The sequence below is a fragment of the Erythrobacter westpacificensis genome, assembly GCF_039542285.1.
In the GTDB taxonomy this organism is placed as follows: Bacteria; Pseudomonadota; Alphaproteobacteria; order Sphingomonadales; family Sphingomonadaceae; genus Alteraurantiacibacter; species Alteraurantiacibacter westpacificensis.
The window spans coordinates 254,423-279,862 of the sequence record NZ_BAABHV010000017.1 but is presented as its reverse complement, the minus strand read 5'-3'; the positions used below and the strand labels follow the sequence as shown (position 1 = coordinate 279,862).

Below are 25,440 nucleotides of genomic sequence, written 5' to 3'. Positions count from 1 at the left end.
GCGCGCTTACCAGTAGCGCTCGTAACCGTCGTAGCCGCGGCAGTCGTCATCGACGTAGCGACCGTCGCCGTAGTAGCCGTCGCAGCGGTCGTTCTTGTCGGTAGCGTAGCCGACAACGCCGCCGATTGCGGCACCGGCAAGCGCGTAGGTCTCGATATCGCCGCCAAGCAGGGCGGCACCCGCTGCGCCGGCGGCGGCACCGGCAAGGCCACCCTCAACCGCATAGTTGTCTGCGCAGGCACCAAGACCCATCGTCGAGGCGACCAGCGCGGGGGCGAGTAGCAATTTCGTATTCATGGCGATTCTCCGTAAGTCCCCCGTATTGAGGGACTTACGGTTGGTCATGCCAATCGGTTCCGCGAATCCGCGCCTTATTCGGGCTTCTTCGCAACACCCACCATGCTGGCACGCAGCAGGCGATCCTTGATCATGTAGCCGGCCTGCATTTCCTGCACCACGGTGCCGGGCTCGGCCTCGTCGGTGGGCACTTCCATCATCGCCTGGTGCTGGTTCGGGTCGAGCGGCAGGCCCATAGCCGCGATGCGGGTGATGCCGTGCTGGCTGAAGACCTTGTCCAGCTCGCGCTGGGTCGCCTGGATACCGGCGACAAGGCCCTTGAACTTGCTGTCTTCGCGCAGGTCTTCCGGGATCGCGTCGATAGCGCGGGCGAGGTTGTCGGCAACGCTCAGAATGTCGCGGGCAAAGCCGGTCGCGGCATAGGCGCGCGCGTCCTGCACCTCTTTCTCGAGGCGGCGGCGCTGGTTCTGCGCTTCGGCCTTGGCGTAGAGCGTTTCCTGCTTGGCCGCTTCGAGGTCGGACCGCAGCTGCGCCAGTTCCTGTTCGAAACCGCCCTGCTCTTCTTCCGTCGGCTCGTCCGACAGCAGTTCCTCGGGTACGCCTTCCAATTCCTTTTCAACCGCTTCGTCGCGGTTCTTGTCGTTCTCGATCATGTGTCTCGCTAACCAAATCTCTTGCCCAGGGAATGGGCGGTGAAGTCCACCATGGGAACCACGCGCGCGTAATTCAAGCGCGTGGGACCGATTACGCCCAGCACGCCGACCACCTTGCCCTCGCGGTCGCGATAGGGGGCGGCGATGACGGACGAGCCGGACAATGCGAACAGCCGATTCTCTGCCCCGATGAATATCCGGGTCGATTCCGCCTGCCGCGCGCTGTCGAGCAATTGCGCCACCGACTGCTTGTTTTCAAGGTCGTCGAGCAATTGCCGCACACGCTCGAGGTCCGTCGCCGCGCTTTCGTCGATCAGGTTGGACGCGCCGCGCACGATCAGGACAGGGCGCTTGGCCGCATCCTCGGTCCATGTGGCGATCCCGGCTTCTACCAGGCGTTGGCTGGCCTCGTCCAGCGCGCTCTTGCCCGACGCGATCTCGGCCTGCATGGCCTTGCCCGCCTCGGCCAGCGTACGGCCCTGCAAGCGGGCGGAGATGTAATTGCCCGCCTCCTGCAAGGCGCTGGGTGAAACGGGTGCGTCGAGTTCAAGCACGCGGTTCTCGACATGCCCGTCCTCGCCCACCAGCACCGCGAGAGCGCGGGTCTGGTCAAGCGGGACGAGGCTCAACTGGGTAAGCCGCGCCTCGCGCTGGGGCACCATCACCATTCCCGCTGCGCCGGATAGGTTGGAAAGAAGCGCACTGGTGGTCTCCAGCGCTTCCTCAATCGGACCGGGTGTCGCCAGTTGCTTGGCGATGGCTGCGCGCTCCGCCTGCGTCGGCTCGGCAACCTGCATGATACCGTCCACGAACAGGCGCAGACCAAGGTCCGTCGGCATTCGCCCGGCACTGGTGTGCGGCGCTGCCAGCAGGCCGACCCCTTCCAGTTCACTCAGCACGGAGCGGATCGAAGCGGGCGACAGGTTCACTTCCCCGCGCTGTGCCAGGGTCTTGGAGCCGACCGGCTGCCCGCTGGCGAGGTAATCCTCCACCACGAGGCGGAAAATCTCCTTTGCGCGCGCTGTCAGTTCGGTGATCGGTGGAGAAGCCATGACAGCGCCTTATCTAGTCGCTAGGGCGCAAGTCGCAAATGCCTCAATCGGAGAATTCCATGCGACCTTCCGGCCGCGCGCCTGACGAAATGCGCGCCATTACCATCGAAACCGGCTTCACCAAGCACGCCGAGGGCTCCTGCCTGATCAGCTTTGGCGATACGCGCGTGCTGTGCACGGCCAGCGTTGAAGAACGCATCCCGCCGTGGTTGCGCGGCAAGGGTCAGGGTTGGGTCACGGGCGAATACTCGATGCTTCCCCGCGCCACGCACACCCGCGGTTCGCGCGAAGCAGCGAAGGGCAAGCAGAGCGGGCGTACGCAGGAAATCCAGCGTCTGATCGGTCGCAGCTTGCGCGCCGTGTGCGACATGGAGAAGCTGGGTGAGCGCCAGATCACGCTCGATTGCGACGTGATCCAGGCCGACGGCGGCACTCGCACCGCTTCGATCAGCGGCGCATGGGTGGCCCTGCGCATGGCGGTGAACAAGCTGATGGAAGCAGGCGCAATCAAGGACGATCCGCTGACGGCCAAGATCGCCGCCATCTCCTGCGGCATCCACCAGGGCACCCCGGTGCTGGACCTCGACTATGACGAGGATTCGAACGCCGATGCCGACGCCAACTTCGTGCTGATCGAAGGCGGCCAGATCGCCGAGGTGCAGACGACTGCCGAAGGTGCGACCTACGACGAGGAAGGCCTGCTGCGCCTGCTGCGCCTCGCCCAGATGGGCTGCGCGGAAATCTTCAAGGCACAGGACGCGGCAACGAAATGAGCCGCAAGCTGGGATCGGGCAAGCTGGTGATTGCCACGCACAATGCTGGCAAGCTGAAGGAAATCGCCAAGCTGCTGGAGCCGTACGGGCTCGATTGCATCTCGGCGGGTTCGCTCGGCCTGCCCGAGCCGCCCGAGACCGGCACCACCTTCGTCGAGAACGCATTGATCAAGGCGCGGGCGGCGGCGGAGGCTTCGGGCCTCCCCGCCCTCGCCGATGACAGCGGCCTGTCGGTCGCCGCGCTGGACGGTCGCCCCGGCGTCTACACCGCCGACTGGGCCGAGCGGCAGTTCTTCGAAGGCGAGCCGGGTCGTGACTGGTACATGGCGATGGGCAAGGTCGAGGGGATGTTGCAGGCCAAGGGGCCGGACGTGTCCCGCGAATGCTGGTTCTCCTGCGTGCTCGCCCTCGCCTGGCCCGATGGCGAGCACGTCGTCTACGAAGGCCGCGCCGATGGCACGCTCACTTGGCCGCCGCGCGGCACGATGGGCTTCGGGTACGATCCGGTCTTCGTGCCGGTGGGACGAGAGCAGACCTTTGCCGAGCTGGACCCGGAGGAAAAGCACGCGATCAGCCACCGCGCCGATGCCTTTGCCAAGCTGAAGGCCGACCAGTTCGGCGCCTAGAAAACCGTCTGGTTGTAGACGTTGCCCGCCGGGAAATAGCGGCAGACGAGGAAGTCGTTTGTCTGGCCCCTAGCAACCGCGCAGCCGACCTCGCGTGTGCCGCGCCAGATCACCTGGGTGTAATGCCCGACGTCGCGCCAGTTTCCGGTGCGCGAGACCTGCGGGAAAGTGCCGTTCCTGAAATGCTGCCGCTCGTTGACGAAGCCGCCGACCATCACGTCCGGACCGTAGTATCCGGCGTGGCCCATCCACAGATTCTCGCCCGCGCCGCCACGCTGCTCCCGGTTGGCGTGGATCATCCGGCCCTGTCGCGCAAGATGCTGTGCCCACTCGTGCGCTTCGCGCGCCAGGCGATTGCTCCATTCGAGGCGCGGCACGCCCACATCGGCACGGGCGCGGTTGTGTTCTTCCAGCAGCCCCATGGCGAACGGATTGATGCGCTCACGATGTTGCGCGGCCAGCGGCGAAACCGCCGTGCCCAGAGCGCCAAGCGTTGCGACAGCCATTATGGCGGCGATTGCGACCCGTCCTTTTCCCATGCGCCCACCTTGGCTATTGCAAGTTAACGGAGACTGAAAACGACCCCATGGCCCGCGCGCTTTACATCCACTGGCCCTTCTGCCTCGCGAAATGCCCATACTGCGACTTCAATTCGCACATGCGCGAGAGCGTGGAGCTAGACGCATGGCAAGCCGCGTTGCTGGCGGATCTGCGGCATGAGGCCGAAGTGGCTGGCGGTGAGCCGCTGCACTCGATCTTCTTCGGAGGGGGCACGCCTTCGCTGATGCCGCCTGTACTGGTCGAAACCCTGCTGGCCGAGGTGAAGAAACTCTGGGGCTTCGCGCCTGGTATCGAGATTACGCTGGAAGCGAACCCTTCATCCGTGGAGGCCGCGAATTTCGCCGCGCTGGCATCGGCGGGGGTCAACCGCGTGTCGCTGGGTCTGCAATCGCTGGACGATAGCGCGCTGATGTTCCTTGGCCGATTGCACGATGCCACGGAAGGGCTGAAAGCACTCGACACCGCGCAGGCCGTGTTCGACCGCGTCTCCTTCGATCTCATCTACGCCCTGCCCGATCAGACCGAGGCGCACTGGCGCGACCAGCTTTCGCGCGCCCTTGGCTTCGGCACCGGACACCTCTCGCTCTACCAGCTCACGATCGAGCCGGGCACTCGCTTTGCCACCGACGTGCGACGCGGCGGCTTCATCCCGCTGGATGACGACCGCGCGGCGGACCTCTTCGCGCTGACCCGTGAACTGACCGAGGCAGCGGGCCTGCCACCCTACGAGATCAGCAACCACGCGCGTCTTGGCGAGGAGAGCCGACACAATCTCACCTACTGGCGATACGAGGATTACGCCGGGATCGGACCCGGAGCCCACGGCCGTCGCGGCGGGCTTGCCACGCTGCGGCACAAGAAGCCCGAGAACTGGCTCGATGCCGTCAACCGTAACGGGCACGGCCTGAAGGAAGAGCGCGTTCTGGTTCACGGAGAGCAGGCATCGGAGGCGCTGCTGATGGGACTGCGGCTAGCGGAAGGGGTCGATCTCGAAGCGCTCGGTAATCGCCTGACGGTCGATCCCGGCACGCTGATCGACCACGCCAAACTTTCGCATTACGCTAAGCTGGGCTTGGCGTGGCAGGATGGCACGCGCATCGGGGTGACGCCGGACGGAATGCCGCTGCTCGACGCGCTGCTGGCTGAAATCGTGGCCGACGAACTGGTTTCGGCATGAGCGCATCGGCCCTGCTCGATCAATGGCGAGATCATCTCGCCACCGGCAGGAGAAGAAGCCCGCACACGGTTCGCGCTTACGTGGCCACGGCGGAACGTCTTCTGCTGGCCATCGGCCTTTCGGACTGGGACGACGTGGCAAAAGTCTCGGCCCGAGATCTGCGCGGCCACCTCGCCACCCGCCGTGCCGACGGAATCGGCAACGTTTCGGCGGCGCGGGAGCTTTCCGCGCTCAAGGGCTTCATCGCCTACGCCCGCGAGCAGGTGGGGGCCGATCCCGGCACCGCACCGCGCCTTCGCGGGCCGCGCATCAAGAAGGGCTTGCCGCGCCCCGTCACACCCGATGAAGCCGTCGGCCTTGCGGAAATGGTGCATGGCACCGCAGCCAGCGATTGGACGGGAAAGCGCGACGCTGCGGTGCTGTTGCTGATGTACGGGGCGGGCCTGCGCATCGCCGAAGCCCTCTCCCTGAAGGTGGACGACCTGCCGCTGGGCGAGACGCTGGTCGTGACCGGCAAGGGTAACAAGCAGCGCGTCGTGCCGCTCATCCCAGTTGTGCGCGATGCGGTTTCAGCTTACGCCGATTCCTGCCCTCACCCGATGGAGAAGGGGGATCCGCTGTTCAAAGGCGCACGCGGCGGAGCCTTGTCACAGGGCATTGTGCAGAAGGCGATGGCCCGCGCGCGGAAGGCGCTGGGCTTGCCGTCCACCGCCACGCCGCACGCGCTGCGGCACAGCTTCGCCACGCACCTGCTGGGGTTGGGAGCGGACCTTCGCAGCCTGCAGGAACTTCTCGGCCACGCGAGCCTTGGCTCGACGCAGATCTACACGAAGGTCGATGCAGCAAAGATGCTGGAAGCCTACCGCTCCGCGCATCCACGCGAAAACGACTAGTTGTCCTCACGCTCGGCGCGGGGCGTCCAGGTGAACAGGCGCCAGACGTAGCCTGCCACTGTCAGCGCAATCATCCCGAGGATGATCCAGGCGATGATGTGCTGCGAATCTTCCAGCCAGTGTCCCAGCCACTCTCCGCCCTTGATCAGCAGCGCATTCCAGATGAGCGACCCGGCGAAGGTGAACAGCAGGAACTTGCCCTTGGGCATGTGAGCGAGGCCAGCGGGTAGCGAGATGATCGTGCGCAAGAACGGCGAGAAGCGCAGGAGGAACACCACCCAGTGACCGCGCCTGACGAAGAACAGCTGCGCCTTGGCGATATGCTCCCAGTCTACTGTCAGCCAGCGGCCCCAGCGATCGACGAACGGTTCGAGCCGCTGGTAGCCGTACGTATCCCCCAGCCAGTACCAGCAGTAATTCCCGGCCACGGTACCCAGCGTGCCGATCAGCAACAGAGGCCAGAACTCCATCGACCCGCGCTGCACCAGCAGGCCGCCCACGCCCATGATGACTTCGCTGGGCACGGGCGGAATGATGTTCTCCAGCGCCATCAGCAGGAAGATGCCGATGTAACCGCCGCGCTCGATCAGGTCGATGATGAGGGTGTCCATGCTCTAGTAACCCGCAGTAACGCAGATCGGTCCTGTCACATCTCGGCGTGCCGACGCTCCAGCGCATCCCAGATCATTCCGGCGGTGTTCGTGCCGTTGTACTTGTCGATGGCGACAATGCCCGTCGGGCTTGTGACGTTGATTTCCGTCAGCCATTCGCCGCCGATCACGTCGATGCCGACGAAGGTAAGCCCGCGGCGCTTCAATTCAGGACCCATGGCGGCGCAGATTTCCTGCTCCCGCTCGGTGAGTTGCGCGGCCTCGGCAGAGCCGCCCTGGGCGAGGTTGGAGCGGAACTCGCCCTCGCCCGGCTTGCGGTTGATCGCGCCCGCCACCTCGCCGTCCACCAGCACGATGCGCTTGTCGCCTTCCGCTACGCTGGGGAGGAACGGCTGGACCATGTGCGGTTCGGGCCATGTCTGGTTGAACACCTCGAAAAGGGCGGAGGTGTTTGTCCCGCGTTCGTCGATCTTGAAGATCGCCTTGCCGCCATTGCCGTGCAGCGGTTTCACCACCACGGCGCCGTGCTCTTTCTGGAATTCCAGCACGTCCTCCAGCTTCCGCGCGATCAGCGTGGGCGGCATGAAACGCGCGTAATCCAGCACGAACATCTTTTCCGGCGCGTTGATGACTTCGCGCGGATCGTTGCTCACCAGCGTCCTGCCCTTCAGCCGGTCCAGCAGCAGCGCGGCGCTGATGTAGCCGAGGTGGAACGGGGGATCCTGCCGCATCAGGATCACGTCGATATCTTCGGCAAGGTCGATCTTCGCCAGCGCCCCGGCGGAGAAGTGATCGCCCTCAACCCGCTGCACGGTGACGGGCTTGGCCCAGGCGGTGATCTTGCCCGCGTTCCATGCGAGCGTCGCGACGTCATAATGCCACAGCGAGTGCCCGCGCGCCTGCGCTTCCAGCATCAGCGCGAAGCTGGAATCGCCTGCGATCCTGATTGATTCCATCGGGTCCATCTGCACGGCGATGCGAAGGCTCATGGTATTTTCCTTGTTCTGCGGGCCATCATGGCATCCAGGCGTTTTCGATGTGGCGAGGCGGCGTGCCCGGCGCAAGCAGGATCACGTCGATCCGCATGTCCTCGCCTGAAGTCGCATATTCGTGCGCCAAGCTCGTTGCGGCGGCGGCAACGCGCGAGAGGCGATGCTCGTCGATGGCGAGATCGAGGTCAGCGGCGCGTTGTCGCCACTTTACCTCGACGAAAGCGATCAGCCCCTCGCGCCGGGCTACCAGGTCGATCTCGCCCACCTTGGTCTTCCGGCGCCGGGCGACGATCTGCCAGCCCTGCCCTTCCAGCCAGCGCGCGGCCTCGTCCTCGGCCTTGCGGCCGCGCTGTTCGGCAAGCTGGCGCTTCATTGCGATTTCAGTTCCATCGCGCGGGCGTAGAGTGCCTTGCGGTCAAGCCCGGTCAGCTTGGCGACCTGTGCCGCGGCCTGCGAAGGCTTCTCGGTTTCCAGCAGTTCGCGCAGCATCGCGTCGGCATCATGCACATCGTGCTCCTGCTCGGGCGGCGGGCCGACCAGCAGCACGATCTCTCCCTTGGGTGGATGTGCCTCGTAATGGGCGAGCAGGTCCTCGGGCGATCCGCGCCGGCATTCCTCGAACATCTTGGTCAGTTCGCGGGCCACGGCGACTTCCCTGCCCGGCAGCACCTTGGCAATGGCGGCAAGGCTTTTCGCGAGGCGCGGTGCGGTATCGAAAAAGATCAGCGTGGACTGGACGCGGCCCAGTTCCTCCAGCACGTCCGCCCGTGCCTTCTCCTTGGGCGGCAGGAACCCTGCGAACAGGAAGCGGTCGTTGGGCAGGCCGGACAGCGCCAGAGCGGTCAGCGGCGCGTTCGCTCCAGGCAGGACGGTGACGGGCACGCCAGCCTCGCGCGCTTCGCGCACCAGACGAAATCCGGGGTCCGACACCAGCGGCATCCCGGCATCGCTCACGAGCGCAACAGCGCGGTCCTGCATCGACGCGATCAGCCGGGCGCGGTCGTTCGGCGCAGAGTGATCGTCATAACGCCACAAGGGTTTGGAAACGCCCAAGTGCCTGATAAGCTTCTGTGTCACGCGCGTATCTTCACACGCAATCCCGTCACACCGCGCCAGCACGTCGGCTGCTCGCTTGGTGATGTCGCCAAGATTGCCAATCGGCGTTGCGACTATATAGAGGCCGGGAGATAAAGATGGTTCGCTCACGATTGCGGCCATGGACCAGGTTCAGCGGAGCAAGCAAGCATGTTGGGTAATTTCAAACGCATTATGGCGGCGATCACGGGCAGTCTGCTGCTCGCGGCGTGCCAGGTAATACCGGGCGCAGAAGCTCCGCGCCCCGATGCGGGCGGGCCGGTGATCGACCAGCCGACTGCACCGGATTCCGCCGTCCTGCCCGAGGACGAGGACCGGCACCGCGTGGCCCTGCTCGTACCGATGAGCGGCAGCAATGCAGAAGTCGGCCAGTCCATCGCCAACGCGACGACGATGGCCCTGCTGGATACCGGCGCGCAGAACCTGCGCATCACGACCTACGACACCAACGCGGGTGCAGGCGCCGCCGCCAGCCGCGCAATCAGCGACGGCAACCGCCTCATCCTGGGCCCCTTGCAGCGTGACAACGTGGGTGCCGTGCTGGAGCAGGCGCGGCCGAGGGACATTCCGCTGATCACTTTCTCAAACGACACCACCGTCGCTCGCTCCGACGTGTTCGTGATGGGCCACATCCCTGAGCAATCGGTGGTGCGCTCGGTAAATTTTGCTTTCGACCAGGGCGCGAGCCGGTTCGCAATCCTCGCGCCGCGCGGTGATTATGGCAACCGCACGACGGCAGCGGCTGAGCAGGCCATCCTGGCTCGCGGCGGCACCGTGGTGGACGTGCAGCGCTACGATCGCGGCAACACCTCCATCATCAGCGCAGCGGACCGGCTGACGACGGCGGGCGGCTTCGATACTGTGCTGATCGCCGACAACGCGCGCCTCGCCGCGATGGCCGCACCGCGTCTGAAGGACGCGGGCGATGCCCTGCCCTCGATCATCGGCACCGAGCTTTGGAGCCGACAGGACAGTCTGCTGAACGAAGGCGCGATGCGTGGTGCATGGTTCGCAGCCGTGCCCGACGATCGCTATCGCCAATTCGCCAGCAGCTACGAATCGCGGTTCGGGGAACAGCCGTTCCGGATCGCCACCTTAGGCTACGACGCGGTTCTGCTGACGCTGCGCCTCACGCGTGACTGGGAGCCGGGCACCGACCTGCCTGCGGGCCTGCTGACGACTGACGGCGGTTTCCTCGGTCTCGATGGCCCGATCCGCTTCCAGACCAATGGGCTTGGCGAACGCGCGATGGAAGTGCGCCAGGTGGGGAATGGGGCGTTCACCGTGGTCGATCCTGCCCCCACCGGCTTCTAACCGACGGATAAGTTGCTCCTGCCCGCTTGTAGGCGCGGATTCCCCGTGCCTATATCGTGAACATGAGTGACGACCTGTTCGATAACGCGCCGCAGGGCAGCGGAGACTACGATTCCTCCTCCATCGAGGTGCTGGAAGGGCTTGAGCCCGTCCGCCGCCGCCCCGGCATGTACATCGGCGGCACGGACGATCGCGCGCTCCATCACCTCGCGGCCGAAGTGCTCGACAACTCGATGGACGAGGCCGTGGCCGGCCACGCCAATCGCATCGAAATGGTGCTGGAAGAAGGCAACCGCCTGACCATCACCGATAACGGGCGCGGGATGCCGGTGGACGAACACCCGAAGTTTCCGGGCAAGTCCACGCTCGAAGTGATCATGACTACGCTACACTCGGGCGGCAAGTTTTCGGGCAAGGCCTATGCCACCAGCGGCGGCCTGCACGGGGTCGGCGTTTCCGTGGTCAATGCGCTTTCCAGCTTCACGCGGGTGGAAGTGGCGCGGAACAAGCAGGTTTTCGCGCAGGAATTCTCGCAGGGTCTGCCGCAGGGAAGCATCGCCAAGGTCGGCGACACCCCCAACCGGCGCGGCACCAGCGTCACCTTCGTGCCCGACACCGAGATTTTCGGGGATCGCAAGTTCAACCCGAAACGCCTGTTCAAGCTGGCCCGGTCGAAAGCCTACCTGTTCGCAGGGGTAGAGATTCGTTGGAAGTGCGCGCCTTCGCTTGCGAGTGAGGAAGTGCCCGCTGAGGCGACGTTCCAGTTCCCGGGCGGCCTTGCCGATCACCTTAAGGAACAGGTGGGATCGCGTGAGTGCGTCACTGCCGATTTCTTCACCGGAAAGCAGGATTTCCCGCACAGCGACGACGGCGTGCAACAGGGCAGCGTCGAGTGGGCCGTGGCGTGGCCGCTATGGTCCGATGGTTCGACGAGTTGGTACTGCAACACCGTGCCCACCCCCGATGGCGGTACGCACGAGGCGGGGCTGCGCGCCGCGCTTACCAAAGGCCTGCGCGCTTTCGGCGATCTCACCGGCACCAAGAAGGCCAAGGACATCACCGCCGATGACGTGATGACCGGCTCGGAGATCATGCTGTCGGTCTTCATTCGCGACCCGCAATTCCAGAGCCAGACGAAGGACCGCCTTACCAGTCCTGAAGCCGCGCGCCTTGTCGAGAATGCGGTGCGCGATCACTTCGACCATTTCCTGTCCGACAACATGGAGCGCGGCAAGGCGCTGCTCGGTTCTGTCATGGAACGCATGGAAGAACGCCTCAAGCGCAAGCAGGAACGCGAGATCAAGCGCAAGACCGCGACCAATGCCAAGAAGCTGCGCCTGCCTGGCAAATTGACCGATTGCAGCGGCGAAACAGACGCCGAAACCGAACTGTTCATCGTCGAAGGCGATTCCGCAGGCGGCAGCGCCAAGCAGGCGCGCGACCGCAAGACGCAGGCGATCCTGCCAATTCGCGGCAAGATCCTGAACGTCGCCAGCGCGAGTGCCGACAAGATTCGTGCGAACAGCGAAATCGCCGACCTCGCGCTCGCACTGGGCTGCGGGATGCGCAAGGATTGCGACCCGGAGAACCTGCGTTACGACCGCGTCGTCATCATGACGGACGCAGATGTGGACGGCGCCCACATTGCGACCTTGCTGATGACGTTCTTCTTCCAGGAAATGCCCGAACTGGTGCGCAAGGGGCACCTCTACCTCGCGCAGCCGCCACTCTATCGCCTGACCGCCGGTAAGGAGAGCCGCTACGCCCGCGACGACGAGCATCGCGCCGAACTCGAGGAGACCGTCTTCAAGGGCAAGAAAGTGGACGTGGGGCGCTTCAAGGGCCTCGGCGAGATGAACCCGCAACAGCTGCGCGAAACCACGATGAACCCGGAAACTCGTTCACTGGTGCGCATCACCCTGCCAGAACAGCATGAGCAGCGTTTTGCGGTGAAGGAACTTGTCGACCAGTTGATGGGCCGCAATCCGGAACATCGCTTCAACTTCATCCAGAACCGCGCAGGAGAGCTGGATCGGGACCTGATCGACGCTTGATCGCAGGAACATTCGGGGGAAGCCATGATCCGCAATTTGTTGTTGGCCATCGCGATGACCATCATGCCGTCATCCGTTTTCGCCCAGAGCAGCGAAGACTCCCTTCGGCTTGAACAGCGCGGCGAAGATATCACGGCCGCCATGCGCGGCGAGGCAATCTATGGCGAGGTCTTCGCTGATGGCTTCGTCAATGCCGTTCCTGAAGCGCAGTTCCTGGCTATCCTCGGCCAGATCGAGAGTCAGTTCGGGCCGATGATCGGGATCGAAACAGTCAAGCCGGTCACTCCCAATGGGGCTGAGATCGCGATCCGGTTCGAGCGCGGTCTTGCCAGCGGATCGTTCACACTCGAAGATGCCGCGCCTTTCGAGATTACGGGCTTCGTATTGAACGATATCCGCCCCATCGGCGATTCGGTCGAGCAACTGATTGATGACATCGCTGCCCTACCCGGTGATACCAGCATCCTCGTGACGACCCTCGGTGATGGCGAACCGATTGCCGCGCACAACGCAGACACCCAATTCGCCATTGGCTCCACGTTCAAGCTTTATGTCCTGTCTGCCCTGGCGCGCTCGATCGCGGCAGGCGAACGCAACTGGGTCGACGTGGTGCCGCTTTCGGTGCGCAGCTATCCCAGCGGGGTATCGCAGGACTGGCCGCAGGGCGCGCCCGTCACCCTGCACACACTGGCAACCCTGATGATCTCGATCAGCGACAACACTGCGACGGACCAGCTGATCGACGTTCTGGGCCGCGACGCTATCGAAGCCGAAGTCGCGGCATCGGGCCACGCCGATCCGCATGCCATGCTCCCCTTCCTCACCACCCGCGAGCTGTTCGTGCTGAAATCCGGCGATGAAATCGACCCTGAGGAATATCGCGGTGCTGATATCACGTGGCGCCGCGAAGCTCTTGCCAGTCTGGCAGGCATCGAACGTGACGAAGCCCAGGTGCGCAATGCCTTCACATCCGGTCCGAACAGTATCGAAATCGAATGGCTTGCTTCGGCCAACGATATTGCCGCTGTGCTGAACCGGATCGTGGCACTGGAGGACAAGACGGCGCTTGATATCCTCGCGGTCAGTTCCGGCGTCTCGGATGCCATGCGCGCCGATTGGGACTATGTCGGCTACAAGGGCGGGTCCGAGCCGGGTGTGCTCAACCTCAGTTGGCTCCTGCGGGATAATTCGGGCGACTGGCGCGTCGTCACGATGAGCTGGAACAATGCGGAAGCCGCAGTCGACCAGTCCGCGTTCGAACTGTTGGGGATGCGCGCCATTGCGCTGGCGTCGGGAGAATAGCCAACTCGCCTTGCGATGCTGCGCCGCGATATCTAGCTAGCCCGGAGACATTCGCAATTCAGGCAGGCACATGACCCAGCGCTTCACCGGCACCGAAAACTACGTCGCTACCGACGATCTGAAAGTGGCGGTGAACGCCGCTGTCACTTTGCGCCGTCCCCTGCTGGTCAAAGGCGAACCCGGCACCGGCAAGACCGTGCTGGCTCACGAAATCGCCAAGGCCATCGGCGCGCCTCTGATCGAATGGGGCGTGAAAAGCACGACCAAGGCGCAGCAGGGCCTCTACGAATATGACGCGGTTGCCCGCCTGCGCGACGGCCAGCTGGGCGACGAACGGGTGCACGACATTTCCAACTACATCAGAAAGGGCAAGCTGTGGGAAGCGTTCACGAGCCCCGAGCTGCCCGTGCTGCTGATCGACGAGATCGACAAGGCCGATATCGAGTTTCCGAATGACCTGCTGCAGGAACTCGACCGGATGGAGTTCGACGTTTACGAGACGGGCGAGCGCATCGCCGCGAAAGAGCGGCCCATCGTAGTCATCACCTCGAACAACGAGAAGGAACTGCCCGACGCGTTTCTGCGCCGTTGCTTTTTCCACTACATCAAGTTTCCCGATGACGAGACGATGCGCGAGATCATCGACGTGCACTTCCCCGACATCCAGAAGCGTCTTGTGACGCAGGCGCTGGAAATCTTTTACGAGCTGCGTGAGGTGCCGGGCCTGAAGAAGAAGCCCTCGACCTCCGAACTGCTCGACTGGCTGAAGCTGCTGCTGGTGGAAGACATGCCGGTGGATGTGCTGCAGAACCGCGACCCTACAAAGGCTATTCCGCCGCTGCACGGCGCGCTGCTGAAGAACGAGCAGGACGTGATGCTGCTGGAGCGGCTCGCCTTCATGGCCCGGCGCGAAAACCGCTAGGCGGGCCGCGTGCTTCTCAACTTCCTCGACGAATTGCGCGGCGCGGGTATTCGCGCCAGCCTGAAGGAGCACCTGACCCTGCTTGAAGCGCTCGACAGCGATGTGATCGAGCGGCGACCCGAGGAATTCTACTACCTCGCCCGCGCCACCTACGTGAAGGACGAGGGCCTGCTCGACCGGTTCGACCAGGTGTTTCACAAGGTCTTCCACGGCGTCTTTTCCGAACTGGGCGAAGATCAGGCGACAATCCCGGAGGAATGGCTACGCGCCGTCACCGAGAAATTCCTGACCGAGGAGGAACGCGCAGCGATCGAGCAACTGGGCGACTGGGACGAGATCATGGAGACGCTGAAGAAGCGCCTTGAAGAGCAGGAAGAGCGCCACCAGGGCGGCAACAAGTGGATCGGCACCGGTGGCACCAGCCCGTTCGGTAATTCGGGCTACAATCCCGCCGGGGTCCGCATTGGCGGGGAAAGTCGTAACCGGCGCGCCATCAAGGTGTGGGAAAAACGCGAATTCGCCAATCTCGATTCCAGCAAGGAACTAGGCACGCGCAACATCAAGGTGGCGCTGCGCCGCCTGCGCCGGTTTGCGCGCGAGGGCGCGGCAGACGAACTGGATCTCGATGCAACCATTCGCGGAACAGCGAAGCAGGGCTGGCTCGATATCCGCATGCGTCCCGAGCGGCACAATGCGGTGAAACTGCTGCTGTTTCTCGACGTCGGCGGATCGATGGACGATCACGTGAAGGCGACCGAGGAACTGTTCAGCGCGGCGACCAGCGAATTCAAGAACATGGAGTTCTTCTACTTCCACAACTGCCTCTACGAGAGCGTGTGGAAGGACAATACACGCCGCTGGAGCGAGCATATCCCGACCTGGGATATCCTTCACAAGTATGGCCACGACTACAAGATCGTTTTCGTCGGTGACGCGGCAATGAGCCCATACGAAATCGCCTGGCCCGGCGGCTCGGTCGAGCACATGAATGAGGAAGCAGGTGAAGTCTGGCTGCAGCGGGTGGTGGACACCTATCCCGCCGTCGCGTGGCTGAACCCCAACCCGCAGCGCGCATGGCAATACACCCAGTCCACCCAGATGATCCGGCAGATCATGGGCGATCGCATGTTTCCGCTGACGCTGGACGGGCTCGATGATGCGATGCGCACGCTCACCCGCAAGCAGGGTTAGCCCGGCCTAGAACTCGCGCGGCACGGCTGCGAACATCGCCTTTGCAGCGGGCCGATCGTTGATCTGCTCGATCCAGCGCACGAGGCCCGGCGTATCGTCGGTGTTCACCAGTTCGGAAAAACCGTGCTGCATTCCGTTGGCGATGGCGAAGTTGCAGATGTCGGCGAGTGAATAGACGCCGCCCGCCAGCCATTCGTTGTCGCGCAGGTGATCGTCCAGCCGCTTCACGCTCACGGCGATCTTGCGCATCTCCTCGTCGAGCATGTCCTGCGGGAAACCTTCGCGTGCGCGCCGCCACTTCACTTGCTGCTCAGGCACCGGGATGCGGGCGACGACCTTCTCGAATTCCTCGTCCGACAGGTCTTTCACCATCTTGCTGACGTGTCGGTGCCACCCGATGGTGGAAACGCACCAGCAGAAATACTCATCCACCCATTTGGTCCACACGCGCATCTGCGCGACGTCGAAATGGCTTTCCGGGCGCAGTTTTACCGCAGTGGGGTGCGCGTCTTCCAGGTATTCGCAGATCACCGTGCTTTCGGTGATGATCCGGCCTTCGTCCTCAAGGGCCGGCACCTGGCCGCGCGGGTTGATCGCCTTGAACCAGTCCTCGTGATGTTCGAACTTGGCCGGATTCAGCAGGCGATGGTTGAATTCCATGCCTTTTTCGTAAAGCGCCAATGTCGGCTTCAGTGAATTCGCGCCCGGCCCGAAACTGTAGAGTGTCAGCAATGGTCTCTCCCTGGTGAGCTTTGCTCTTGTTTGGAGAAGCTATCGCGCAATGATATGATGCGCGTCAAAGGTGAAACGGAAATGAAGGTATTTCTTCCCCTTATCGCGCTTGCGACGATCGGCGCCACGACGCCGGACGAGCCGGTCGCGCCCGGTGTGATCTCTCCGCCCGATGCATCGCGGGACGCCGTGCAGACACCTCTCGTCGATCCCGATGCCGACTATGCGTGCGAGGACGATCCGCTGGTCATTTCGGGAGCTGAAGCCGAAGCGCAGTTGTTCCGCGATCCCGCACGGCCGGACACGCTGCAACCGATCCGCGCGGTGGATTACCAGGTGAACGGCTGCGGTCTGCTGGTGCTGGCCGACGGCACACTGATGCGCCCGCCCGAAAACGACGACCGCCAACCGGTGTCGTTGCAACCGGCTCAGTAAAGTAGCAGCTGCTCCACATCTTCGCGCCATGCCGCTTCGTCGGGTTTAGCCAGCGCTTCGAGATCGGCAGGGCTTGCGCCTGCGTCATCCACCCATTCGCGCAGGGACGGACCGCCGTTGATCACGTCGATCGCGAGCACGTCTTCCGTGTACTCGTACTTGAAATCCTTGCCTCGCCAGATCTGGTAATCGGGGTAGAGGTTGCGGATCGCCTTGAAGGCGAGCGCCTGCAATCGCCACGGGCGGAAGGCGGCGTGATCGTAGAACGCGCCCTCTGCATGGATCATCAGCGCGTTGCATAGCTTGCCGACGTGCTTGTGAAAGGTCGGCTCGAACCAACAGTCACGCAAGGCGCAACCTGCCAGCCATTCGGGCGCAAGGCGCTCCATTTCCGCCATGACGCGCTTGGCGTCCACATCGGGCGCACCGAACAGCACTTCCAGCGGACGCGTGGTGCCCCTCCCCTCGGATAGCGTCGCACCCTCGATCATCACCGTACCGGCATAGGCGCGGGCCATGTTGAGACTGGCGGCATTGGGGCTGGGATTGATCCAGACGCGGCTCTGCGGCCAGCCGTAGCCGGGAGCTTCGGGAAGCCAGTCGTGCATGGTGATGACCCGGTAATCCACGTCGAGTCCGAAGTGGCGGATGAACCAGTGCCCAATCTCGCCCATGGTCAGACCGTGGCGCATCGGCATGGGGGCCGCGCCTACGAAGCTTTCGTAGCCCGGTCGCAGGAGAGTGCCCTCCACGGGACGTCCTGCCGGATTGGGCCGGTCGAGAACCCACACCGTCTTACCATGCTTCGCCGCCTCTTCCAGCAGGTAGAGCAGCGTGGTGACGAAGGTGTAGATGCGACAGCCCAGGTCCTGCAGGTCGAACAGGAACACGTCCGCGCTCGCCATCATCTGGCCGGTCGGTCGTCGAACCTCGCCATAGAGGCTGAAGACAGGGATGCCGTAGACCGGATCGGTCTCATCGGCGGTTTCCACCATGTTGTCCTGCTTGTCGCCCTTAAGCCCGTGCTGCGGGCCGAATGCACTGGTGACATTCACGCCCGCACCGATCAGCGCATCAAGGCTGTGCGTCAGGTCTGCCGTGACGGAAGCGGGGTGCGCGACAAGCGCCACCCGTCTTCCCTTGAGCGGTTTCAGCAGTTCAGGTTCGGCCAGCAGCCGGTCTATTCCGAATTTCATGCAGCGCGGGTTCGCGCAAGTGCGCCCTCGAAGCAAGCGGGATCGTGAAAATCGGGCTCATCCCCGTGATGGGAGATGGCCCAGTAGCTTTTCACGCCGCCCTCTTCCTCGATCACCGCGGACAGGCCGATCGCAGCAGGCGGCTCCGGCATCTGCGAGCGTGGCAGCGAGGCATCGAAAATGGCCATGGCCGTGCCCATGCGCATCACGCAATCGGGTTCGCGCGGAAATGGCCGTTCGGTCATGCCCTCGCGATAGTCCCTGAAATCATAGGCGGCCCAGCGTTCCGACGGGGACAGGTTGAATTCGGAATAAGACGGCGTGCCGTCCTTCTCCATCATGAAGAGTTCGAAACAGGTGGTTTTCCAGAGCTCGTCCGCCCTGCCCCTGCCTGCAAACTGCGGCAGGACCAGCTTTTGCGGGCCATCGATGCGCCAGCGGACGCGCACCCAGTTATCGGTAAGTGAAAGAATTCGCGCCTCCACCCGGCGTACGGCCAGCGGTGGATGTGCGGCATGTGCGACCAGATCATGCGTTTGCAAGCAAGTGTCCCCGTGCTACGCGCCCCCGTCCTCAACAAATAAAGACGCCAAATCCCCCGAAATGACGACTTACGACTCCGAACTTTTGCAAGTGCTCAATGAGCGCGGTTATGTCCATCAGGTCACCGACGCTGCGGGACTGGATGCCCTGGCTGTGCGGCAGACCGTTCCGGGATATATCGGTTTCGACGCGACCGCCCCCTCGCTGCATGTCGGCTCGCTCGTGCAGATCATGATGCTGCGTCGTCTGCAACAGACCGGGCATAAGCCGATCGTGCTGATGGGCGGCGCGACCACGCGCATCGGCGACCCCACCGGGCGGGACGAGAGCCGAAAGATGCTGTCGGAAGAAGACATTGCCAGCAACATCGCCTCGATCCGTACTGTCTTCGAGAAGATCCTGACGTTCGGAGACGGGCCAACCGACGCGGTGATGGTCGACAATTACGACTGGCTTGGCGGGATCGGCTACATCGAGATGCTGCGCAAGGTCGGCACCCATTTCACCATCAACCGGATGCTGACGTTCGATTCGGTGAAGTTGCGACTCGACCGCGAACAGCCGATGACCTTCCTCGAATTCAACTACATGATCCTGCAGGGCTACGACTTCCGGCACCTGGCGCAGGAAATGGGCGTGCGCCTGCAGATGGGCGGCAGCGACCAGTGGGGCAACATCGTAAACGGCATGGAACTGAGCCGCCGGATGGACGGGACCGAATTGTTCGGCCTCACTACGCCGCTGCTGACCACTGCCGACGGCGGCAAGATGGGCAAGACGGCCTCCGGGGCGGTGTGGCTCAACGAGGACCAGCTGCCTGCTTACGATTTCTGGCAATTCTGGCGCAACACGGACGACCGCGACGTGGGCCGCTTCCTGAAGCTGTTCACGGACCTGCCGCTGGATGAAATCGCTCGCTTGGAAGCGCTCGAAGGCAGCGAGATCAACGGCGCCAAGATCGTGCTGGCCGACGAAGTCACGAAGTTGGTGCGCGGCGAGGAAGCCGCCGCATCGGCCCGTGCCACGGCAGAGCAGACCTTCGCCGGCGGTGGGCGTGGAGAAGACCTCCCCACGCTGATCGTGCCGTCCGAAGGCATTCGTGTAGGTGCCGCGTTAACCGAGCTGGGCTTCACCCAGTCCAATGGCGAGGCGAAGCGCAAGGTGGCCGAGGGTGCAGTGAAGCTGGATGACGAAACGGTGTCCGATCCGGGCTTCCTGATCGAACTGGCCGGGGGAAGCGAAGCCCGATTGAGCCTCGGCAAGAAGAAGCACGCGGTCCTCAAGCGCGGGTAGCTTTACGAAAAGTCCACCATTTCCTGACATTACCTTCGGCGGGTCAATCGCTTGAAAGGAAATAACAGGTCATGGCAGGCGGCGCACAGCTCTCAGTCACCGATATGCGGCGTTCGACGCGGCATCCGGTGGACTATTCGGTCATCGCGGAGCACTTGCAGCATGGCGACATGACGCTGCACATTTCCAACATTTCAGCGCACGGCTTCATGGTCGACAAGGTCGACGGCATCAACCGCGGCGATCGCATGATTATCCGCCTGCCCAGCGTTGGCCGGATCGAGGCCTACTGCATCTGGATTACCGACGACCGCGCCGGTTTCCAGTTCGAGCGCATCATCCGCTTCGATTCCTTCGAGACGATGATCGCGGAAATGCAGCCCAACCCCGCGCTCCGCCGCCGGAGCTGAGGCGCATCGGCTGAAGCTTTAGCCGTCCCAACTTCGATTGACTTGGCAAGCGCTGGCGGCGCTGCCATGGCGAGCGGGTGAGTCCCGAAGCTTCTCCTTTCCGCATCGCCAATTTTCGCGCCTTCTGGTTCGCGCGCCTTTCCACCACCCTTGCCCAATACGCGATGATGCTGATCATCGGGTGGCAGACCTACAACCTTGGCCGCGACGGCGGGATGAGCGTGGGCGAGGCATCGGGCCAGCTCGCCCTGATCGGATTGCTGCAATTCGTACCGCTGTTCCTGCTGACGCCGTTCTCCGGTCTGGCAGCAGACCGTTTCGACAGGCGTAACCTCGGCCGTCTTACCGCGCTGTTGCAGCTTGTCTGCGCAGTCGTGCTGGCGACTTTCACCTGGAACGAGGCGATGAGCCTGTGGGTGCTCTACGCCGTAGCCGTGGTTCTTGGCGTCGTCCGCGCATTTGCCGGGCCGGCGCTTTCGGCGCTTGCGCCCAACCTCGTTCCGAAGTCGATCCTGCCCAGCGCCATCGCGTTGTCTTCCATCTCGTGGCAAGTTGGCATGATCGTTGGCCCTGCAGTGGGCGGTGTGTTCTACGAGATCGAGCCGGCTTTGCCCTATGCCGCAGGGGCCGTCCTGTTCCTCGTCGCGGCGATCTGCCTGTCCTTCATCGGGGATCTGCCGAAGCAGAAACCGCGAGGCCCGGCCCGGCCTATCCAGCAGATCCGCGAAGGCATGGTCTATGTCTGGCGCAACAAGATGGTGCTGGGGTCGATCACGCTGGACCTGTTCGCCGTGTTCCTCGCCGGAGCTACCGCGCTGTTCCCGGTCTATGCGAGAGATATCTTGCAAGTGGGGGCAACGGGTCTCAGCCAGTTGGCCATGGCGCCTGCCATCGGTGCGGCACTTACTGCCCTCTGGTTCTCGTTCCGCCCGCTGAAGAACAACGTCGGCCCGTTGATGCTGATGGCCGTGGCGGCGTTCGGCGGCGCGACCGTGGTGTTCGCCTTCTCCACTTCCATGGTGCTGAGCCTGGCCATGCTGTTCATCGTGGGCTGCGCGGACATGTTCAGCGTCTATATCCGTCAGTCGCTTATCCAGTTGCACACGCCGGACGAGAAGCGCGGCCGCGTCTCGGCCGTCTCGCAGCTTACGATCAGCGCCTCGAACGAGTTCGGCGATTTCTTCTCCGGCAGCCTGGCTTTCCTGATTGGCCCCGTGGCTGCCGTGGCATTGGGCGGCGTGGGTGCGATTCTTACTGTGGGCCTGTGGGCCGTGCTCTTCCCCGTGTTACGCACCACCCGGACCTTCGACCCGCCTGAAGAATTGGTAGAGACAGAAGACGCGCCGGAAGGCACAATGCCCGGCAAACAGACAGACAAGGGAGCCTGAACCCATGAAGTTCGACAATGTCCTGCAATCCATCGGCAACACCCCGCACATCCGCCTTTCGCGCCTGTTCCCCGATCACGAGGTCTGGGTGAAGAGCGAGCGCGCGAACCCCGGCGGATCGATCAAGGATCGCATCGCACTTGCCATGGTCGAGGATGCAGAGAAGAGCGGCGCGCTGAAGCCGGGCGGCACCATTATCGAGCCCACCAGCGGCAACACCGGCATCGGCCTTGCGATGGTGGCGGCCGTCAAGGGCTACAAGCTTGTCCTCGTGATGCCCGAGAGCATGAGCATCGAACGCCGTCGCCTGATGCTGGCCTATGGTGCCAGCTTCGATCTGACGCCCAAGGAAAAGGGCATGAAGGGCGCGCTGGAGCGGGCGGCAGAACTGGTCGGCGAAACCGAGAATGCCTGGATGCCGCAGCAGTTCGAGAACCCCGCCAACGTCGAGATTCATGCACGCACGACGTCCGCAGAAATTTTGGCCGACTTCAAGGACGCGCCGATCGATTACATGATTACCGGCGTTGGCACCGGCGGCCACCTCACAGGATGTGCCGAGGCGCTGAAGAAGGAATGGCCCTCGATGAAGGCCTTCGCCGTGGAACCCGAACTCTCGCCGGTCATCTCCGGTGGCCAGCCCGGCCCGCACCCCATCCAGGGCATCGGCGCGGGCTTCATCCCGGGCAACCTTCACACCAACGCGATCGACGGCGCGATCAAGGTCGATGCCGAAGAAGCCAAGGAAATGGCCCGCAGTTGTGCGCGGGAAGAGGGTCTGCTGGTCGGCATCAGTTCCGGCGCGACGCTCGCCGCGATCAAGAGCAAGCTCGCCGAACTTGACGCTGGCACGCGCGTGCTCGGATTCAACTACGATACCGGCGAGCGTTACTTCTCCGTCCCCGATTTCTGGCCGGGCGAATGAGCGCCTTCGAGCCTGTCACCTACGAGGACGCGGGGACGAGCCTTAACGGCCACGTCGCACGTCCCGAAGGCCAGCCCCGCGCAGCCGTGCTGGTGTTCCCCACGATCATGAACCCCACCCCTGCCGTGGAGGCGAAAGCGTGGGAACTGGCCGAAGCGGGCTACCTCGCCATGATCGCCGACTTCTATGGCAAGACGCCGTCAAGCTTCGACGATGCGCGTGTCTGCGCCTCTGAGATTCGGGAAACGCCGGAACAATATCGCCAACGGTTACGGGTTTCTCTCAGGGCGCTCGTGTCCCTCAAGGGCGCTAGTGAACTCCCCGTCCTGATCATCGGTTTCTGCATGGGCGGACAGGCCGCGCTTGAACTCGCGCGCGAGGGTGCTCCGGTGGAAGCCGTCGTAAGTTTCCACGGGCTGCTGAATACAGACATGCCAGCCGAACCCGGCAGGGTCTCCGCCCGCATCCTCGTCTGCCACGGCGATGCGGACCCAATGGTGCCGCGCCAGCAGGTGCTGAAGTTCTGGGAGGAAATGGACCATGCCGGTGCCGACTGGCATTTCCACTCCTACGCGGGCGTGAAGCACGGCTTCACAAACCCTGCCCCGAACGACAATCCCGCCACCGATTACGATGCCAGCGCGGACAGGCAAAGCTGGGCCGCGATGCTCTCGCTGTTCGACGAGGTGCTGGAAGACTAGGCCCGCAGGAAAGCGTCCTCGGGCAAGGCCATCAGGTTCTGCGCCCCGCCTTCTATCTTCGCGCGGAGGGCTGAGGTGAGCGGCAGGGTCGACTGGGCATAATGACGCGCGGTAATGCGCTTGGCTTCGGCGAAGCCATCATCGCGCGCTTCCACGGCAGCCACCATGCGAACCCACATCCAGCCGATCGCCACCACGCCGATCATCTCGAGAAAGGCGTAGGACGCCGCACCGAGCGTGTTCGGGTCTTCGCCTGCGTTTTCCAGCATCCACCCTGCGGCCTCACGCGTGTCACCAAGCGCCCGCGCCATTGGCTCGGCGATCCATTCCGGCGCGTCCTTCAGGTCTGCTTCCACCAAGGCTGCGAAGCGCATGGCGACCGCGCCGCCGTCCTTCGCCAGCTTGCGCCCGGCCAGGTCCAACGCCTGCACACCGTTGGCACCTTCGTAGATCATGGCAATGCGGGCATCGCGCACGATCTGCTCCATGCCCCATTCCTTGACGTATCCGTGGCCGCCAAGGACCTGCTGCATATCCACGGCCGTCTCGAACCCGCGGTCGCTGCCGTAGGCCTTGATGACCGGGGTGAGGAAGGAAACCAGCGCATCTGCCTCCCTATCCCCAGCGTGGGCGCGGTCTATCTCCATCGCGGTCCACAGCACCAGCGCCCGGAACCCTTCGGCAAAGGCGCGGGCATCCATCAGCATCCGGCGCACATCGGGGTGAACCAGCAGCGAATCCGCCGCAGCCGAAGGATCGGGCCGCTCGCCCATTCCGCGTCCCTGCTTGCGTTCCAGCGCGTAGGCGGCGGCGCGCTGGTACGAGTGTTCGGCGTGGGCGAGACCCTGCACGCCGACAGCAAGACGCGCGGCGTTCATCATGATGAACATGGCCGCCAGCCCGCCGTGTTCCTTGCCGAGCAGCCAACCCGTCGCGCCATCGAAGTTCATGACGCAGGTAGCGCTGCCATTCAGGCCCATCTTGTGCTCGATAGACGCGCAGGAAATGGCATTTCGGGTGCCATCAGGGAGAATTTTCGGCACGAGGAACAGCGAAATTCCGCGAGAACCGGCAGGTGCATCGGGCAGCTTTGCCAGAACGAGGTGCACGATGTTCTCCGTCAGGTCGTGCTCGCCGCCCGAAATGAAGATTTTCTCGCCCGTGATCGCAAATGAGCCGTCGTCCTGCGGTTGCGCCTTTGTGCGCATCAGGCCGAGATCAGTCCCCGCGTGCCCCTCGGTCAGCGCCATCGTGGCCAGATACTCGCCGCTTACGATCTTTTCGACGTAGGCTTCCTTCAACGCGTCGCTACCTGCCGAAATAATCGTCGATGTCGCACCGCCGACGATCCCGGGATACATCATGAAGCTGGCGCAGGCCGAATTCATGTATTCCTCGAAAACCGTGCCCAGCACGTGGCCCATGCCCTGTCCGCCGAATTCCTCCGGCATGGCGATGGTGTTCCAGCCCGATTCGATCAGCTGTGCGTAGGCTTCCCGGAATCCCTCCGGCGTGGACACGCTGCCGTCTTCGTGCCGGGTGCAGCCTTGTGCATCGGAAACGGGGTTGAGCGGCGCCAGCACCTCGCCGCAGAACTTGCCCATGCCTTCCACCACGGCCTGCACGATGTCCTCGTCCAGCTGGTCGTAGCCGGGAAGGTCGCTTTCGGTAATTTTCAGGACGTCATTCAGCACAAAAAGCGTATCTTGCGTGGGTGCGGACCATCCGCTCATCAAACTTCTCCAACCCGTTCGAGCCTGTCACCTGCCAGCTTGCGATAGAAGCAGCTGCGCGCGCCGGTATGGCACGCCGGACCGGCGGGCATTGCCTTCAGCACAAGTGCATCCTGGTCGCAATCCACAAGGATTGCCTCGACATTGAGCACATTCCCCGAAGTCTCTCCCTTCATCCACAGCTTGCCCCGGCTACGGGAATAGAAGTGGGCGATGCCGGTCTTGCGCGTGGCATCCAGCGCCTGCTCGTCCATGAATGCCAGCATCAGGATCTCACCGGTCTCGGCGTGCTGTACCACGGCGCTCAGCAGGCCCGCTGCGTCGAATTTCGGCATGAAGGTGCTGCCGCTTTCGCGTTCTGCTTCTTGGGTGGAAATGGCTCTTATCCTTTCGCAATCGCACAGTAGGTTGCACTCCCTGTACGCATTTGTTGCAAGATAAACACATCCCTGCGGCAAAAACTAACAATAGCTGACATCGCTGTTTGCCTCGCAACCTTTCTTTGAGATGAATGTACCGCGGTTTGACGGGCCGCCTGCCATTCCGGCCAGGGAATGGGGGGTCTCGGTGC

Annotated in this window: 28 protein-coding genes; 15 read left to right on the top strand and 13 right to left on the bottom strand. The window is 63.4% G+C overall.

Features of this window, described 5'->3' with window-relative positions; all coding sequences use genetic code 11:
• Window positions 1-6: 6 nt before the first annotated feature.
• The 3 genes from ABFX23_RS12240 to hrcA form a co-directional block, all read right to left on the bottom strand.
• The gene (locus tag ABFX23_RS12240) at window positions 7-297 is read right to left on the bottom strand and encodes a glycine zipper domain-containing protein (RefSeq protein ID WP_120078570.1); all 291 of its coding nucleotides are present in this window, start codon (window positions 295-297) and stop codon (window positions 7-9) included.
• Window positions 298-371: 74 nt separating this feature from the next.
• A complete protein-coding gene (locus tag ABFX23_RS12235; protein ID WP_346033326.1) occupies window positions 372-950 on the bottom strand; it encodes a nucleotide exchange factor GrpE in 579 nt (192 codons plus the stop codon).
• Between the two features lie 8 nt (window positions 951-958).
• Window positions 959-2,002 (bottom strand): heat-inducible transcriptional repressor HrcA, encoded by a 1,044-nt coding sequence (gene hrcA / locus ABFX23_RS12230; protein ID WP_346033325.1) that lies wholly within the window; start codon window positions 2,000-2,002, stop codon window positions 959-961.
• 59 nt (window positions 2,003-2,061) lie between these two features.
• Between hrcA and rph the strand changes: the two genes are divergently transcribed.
• Window positions 2,062-2,775, top strand: a complete 714-nt coding sequence (rph, locus tag ABFX23_RS12225) for a ribonuclease PH (protein ID WP_346033324.1) — start codon at window positions 2,062-2,064, stop codon at window positions 2,773-2,775.
• Window positions 2,772-3,401, top strand: a complete 630-nt coding sequence (rdgB, locus tag ABFX23_RS12220; RefSeq protein WP_346033323.1) for an RdgB/HAM1 family non-canonical purine NTP pyrophosphatase — start codon at window positions 2,772-2,774, stop codon at window positions 3,399-3,401. Before rph ends, rdgB begins: the two co-directional genes overlap by 4 nt.
• Here rdgB and ABFX23_RS12215 read toward each other — a convergent pair.
• On the bottom strand, window positions 3,398-3,940 hold the full coding sequence (locus ABFX23_RS12215) for a CAP domain-containing protein (protein ID WP_346033322.1): 543 nt from the start codon (window positions 3,938-3,940) through the stop codon (window positions 3,398-3,400). The genes rdgB and ABFX23_RS12215 overlap by 4 nt on opposite strands.
• A 47-nt stretch (window positions 3,941-3,987) precedes the next feature.
• Here ABFX23_RS12215 and hemW point away from each other — a divergent pair, with 47 nt between their 5' ends.
• Together hemW and ABFX23_RS12205 are read left to right on the top strand one after the other, a co-directional pair.
• A complete protein-coding gene (gene hemW, locus ABFX23_RS12210) occupies window positions 3,988-5,139 on the top strand; it encodes a radical SAM family heme chaperone HemW (protein WP_346033321.1) in 1,152 nt (383 codons plus the stop codon).
• Window positions 5,136-6,032, top strand: coding sequence for a tyrosine recombinase XerC (locus tag ABFX23_RS12205; protein WP_346033320.1), 897 nt, complete (start codon window positions 5,136-5,138; stop codon window positions 6,030-6,032). Before hemW ends, ABFX23_RS12205 begins: the two co-directional genes overlap by 4 nt.
• On the opposite strand, the gene ABFX23_RS12200 is transcribed toward ABFX23_RS12205, so the two are convergent.
• Genes ABFX23_RS12200 through rsmI form a run of 4 tightly spaced genes read right to left on the bottom strand, consistent with a single transcriptional unit; the run spans window position 6,029 to window position 8,841 of the window.
• Window positions 6,029-6,643, bottom strand: coding sequence for a DedA family protein (locus ABFX23_RS12200; protein WP_346033319.1), 615 nt, complete (start codon window positions 6,641-6,643; stop codon window positions 6,029-6,031). The genes ABFX23_RS12205 and ABFX23_RS12200 overlap by 4 nt on opposite strands.
• A 35-nt stretch (window positions 6,644-6,678) precedes the next feature.
• Window positions 6,679-7,632, bottom strand: a complete 954-nt coding sequence (gshB, locus tag ABFX23_RS12195; RefSeq protein WP_346033318.1) for a glutathione synthase — start codon at window positions 7,630-7,632, stop codon at window positions 6,679-6,681.
• A 25-nt stretch (window positions 7,633-7,657) separates the two neighbouring features.
• A complete protein-coding gene (locus ABFX23_RS12190; RefSeq protein WP_346033317.1) occupies window positions 7,658-8,008 on the bottom strand; it encodes a YraN family protein in 351 nt (116 codons plus the stop codon).
• On the bottom strand, window positions 8,005-8,841 hold the full coding sequence (rsmI, locus tag ABFX23_RS12185; protein ID WP_346033316.1) for a 16S rRNA (cytidine(1402)-2'-O)-methyltransferase: 837 nt from the start codon (window positions 8,839-8,841) through the stop codon (window positions 8,005-8,007). Before rsmI ends, ABFX23_RS12190 begins: the two co-directional genes overlap by 4 nt.
• Window positions 8,842-8,880: 39 nt before the next feature.
• Here rsmI and ABFX23_RS12180 point away from each other — a divergent pair, with 39 nt between their 5' ends.
• The 5 genes from ABFX23_RS12180 (at window position 8,881) to ABFX23_RS12160 (ending at window position 15,513) form a co-directional block, all read left to right on the top strand.
• Window positions 8,881-10,044: a penicillin-binding protein activator gene (locus tag ABFX23_RS12180; protein WP_346033315.1), complete on the top strand. Its 1,164-nt coding sequence runs from the start codon at window positions 8,881-8,883 to the stop codon at window positions 10,042-10,044.
• A 62-nt stretch (window positions 10,045-10,106) separates the two neighbouring features.
• The gene (gene parE, locus ABFX23_RS12175; RefSeq protein ID WP_346033314.1) at window positions 10,107-12,098 is read left to right on the top strand and encodes a DNA topoisomerase IV subunit B; all 1,992 of its coding nucleotides are present in this window, start codon (window positions 10,107-10,109) and stop codon (window positions 12,096-12,098) included.
• A 24-nt stretch (window positions 12,099-12,122) separates the two neighbouring features.
• A complete protein-coding gene (locus ABFX23_RS12170; protein WP_346033313.1) occupies window positions 12,123-13,400 on the top strand; it encodes a serine hydrolase in 1,278 nt (425 codons plus the stop codon).
• A 70-nt stretch (window positions 13,401-13,470) separates the two neighbouring features.
• Window positions 13,471-14,322 carry an AAA family ATPase gene (locus ABFX23_RS12165; RefSeq protein WP_346033312.1) on the top strand — a complete coding sequence of 284 codons (852 nt, stop codon included), beginning with the start codon at window positions 13,471-13,473 and terminating at the stop codon, window positions 14,320-14,322.
• Window positions 14,323-14,331: 9 nt separating this feature from the next.
• On the top strand, window positions 14,332-15,513 hold the full coding sequence (locus tag ABFX23_RS12160) for a vWA domain-containing protein (RefSeq protein ID WP_346033311.1): 1,182 nt from the start codon (window positions 14,332-14,334) through the stop codon (window positions 15,511-15,513).
• Between the two features lie 6 nt (window positions 15,514-15,519).
• Here the strand turns inward: ABFX23_RS12160 and ABFX23_RS12155 are convergent, their stop codons facing one another.
• Window positions 15,520-16,245: a glutathione S-transferase family protein gene (locus ABFX23_RS12155; RefSeq protein ID WP_346033310.1), complete on the bottom strand. Its 726-nt coding sequence runs from the start codon at window positions 16,243-16,245 to the stop codon at window positions 15,520-15,522.
• Window positions 16,246-16,326: 81 nt separating this feature from the next.
• Here ABFX23_RS12155 and ABFX23_RS12150 point away from each other — a divergent pair, with 81 nt between their 5' ends.
• Window positions 16,327-16,680, top strand: coding sequence for a hypothetical protein (locus tag ABFX23_RS12150; protein WP_346033309.1), 354 nt, complete (start codon window positions 16,327-16,329; stop codon window positions 16,678-16,680).
• Here the strand turns inward: ABFX23_RS12150 and ABFX23_RS12145 are convergent.
• Window positions 16,674-17,876 (bottom strand): exo-beta-N-acetylmuramidase NamZ family protein, encoded by a 1,203-nt coding sequence (locus ABFX23_RS12145; RefSeq protein ID WP_346033308.1) that lies wholly within the window; start codon window positions 17,874-17,876, stop codon window positions 16,674-16,676. The genes ABFX23_RS12150 and ABFX23_RS12145 overlap by 7 nt on opposite strands.
• Entirely contained in the window at window positions 17,873-18,418 is a 546-nt protein-coding gene (locus tag ABFX23_RS12140) for a DOMON-like domain-containing protein (protein WP_346033307.1), read from the bottom strand. The genes ABFX23_RS12145 and ABFX23_RS12140 overlap by 4 nt, the downstream gene beginning before the upstream one ends.
• Window positions 18,419-18,479: 61 nt before the next feature.
• On the opposite strand from ABFX23_RS12140, the gene tyrS reads away from it, so the two are divergent.
• The 5 genes from tyrS (at window position 18,480) to ABFX23_RS12115 (ending at window position 23,136) form a co-directional block, all read left to right on the top strand.
• Complete coding sequence (gene tyrS, locus ABFX23_RS12135; protein WP_346033306.1) at window positions 18,480-19,712, top strand: tyrosine--tRNA ligase; 1,233 nt, start codon at window positions 18,480-18,482, stop codon at window positions 19,710-19,712.
• Between the two features lie 71 nt (window positions 19,713-19,783).
• A complete protein-coding gene (locus ABFX23_RS12130; protein WP_346033305.1) occupies window positions 19,784-20,122 on the top strand; it encodes a PilZ domain-containing protein in 339 nt (112 codons plus the stop codon).
• A 77-nt stretch (window positions 20,123-20,199) separates the two neighbouring features.
• Window positions 20,200-21,510: an MFS transporter gene (locus ABFX23_RS12125; RefSeq protein WP_346033304.1), complete on the top strand. Its 1,311-nt coding sequence runs from the start codon at window positions 20,200-20,202 to the stop codon at window positions 21,508-21,510.
• 4 nt (window positions 21,511-21,514) lie between these two features.
• Window positions 21,515-22,435 carry a cysteine synthase A gene (gene cysK, locus ABFX23_RS12120; RefSeq protein ID WP_346033303.1) on the top strand — a complete coding sequence of 307 codons (921 nt, stop codon included), beginning with the start codon at window positions 21,515-21,517 and terminating at the stop codon, window positions 22,433-22,435.
• Window positions 22,432-23,136 (top strand): dienelactone hydrolase family protein, encoded by a 705-nt coding sequence (locus tag ABFX23_RS12115; RefSeq protein ID WP_346033302.1) that lies wholly within the window; start codon window positions 22,432-22,434, stop codon window positions 23,134-23,136. The genes cysK and ABFX23_RS12115 overlap by 4 nt, the downstream gene beginning before the upstream one ends.
• On the opposite strand, the gene ABFX23_RS12110 is transcribed toward ABFX23_RS12115, so the two are convergent.
• Together ABFX23_RS12110 and hisI are read right to left on the bottom strand one after the other, a co-directional pair.
• Window positions 23,133-24,869 carry an acyl-CoA dehydrogenase family protein gene (locus ABFX23_RS12110; protein ID WP_346033301.1) on the bottom strand — a complete coding sequence of 579 codons (1,737 nt, stop codon included), beginning with the start codon at window positions 24,867-24,869 and terminating at the stop codon, window positions 23,133-23,135. The genes ABFX23_RS12115 and ABFX23_RS12110 overlap by 4 nt on opposite strands.
• A complete protein-coding gene (gene hisI / locus ABFX23_RS12105) occupies window positions 24,869-25,246 on the bottom strand; it encodes a phosphoribosyl-AMP cyclohydrolase (protein ID WP_428831667.1) in 378 nt (125 codons plus the stop codon). Before hisI ends, ABFX23_RS12110 begins: the two co-directional genes overlap by 1 nt.
• Window positions 25,247-25,440 lie beyond the last annotated feature (194 nt).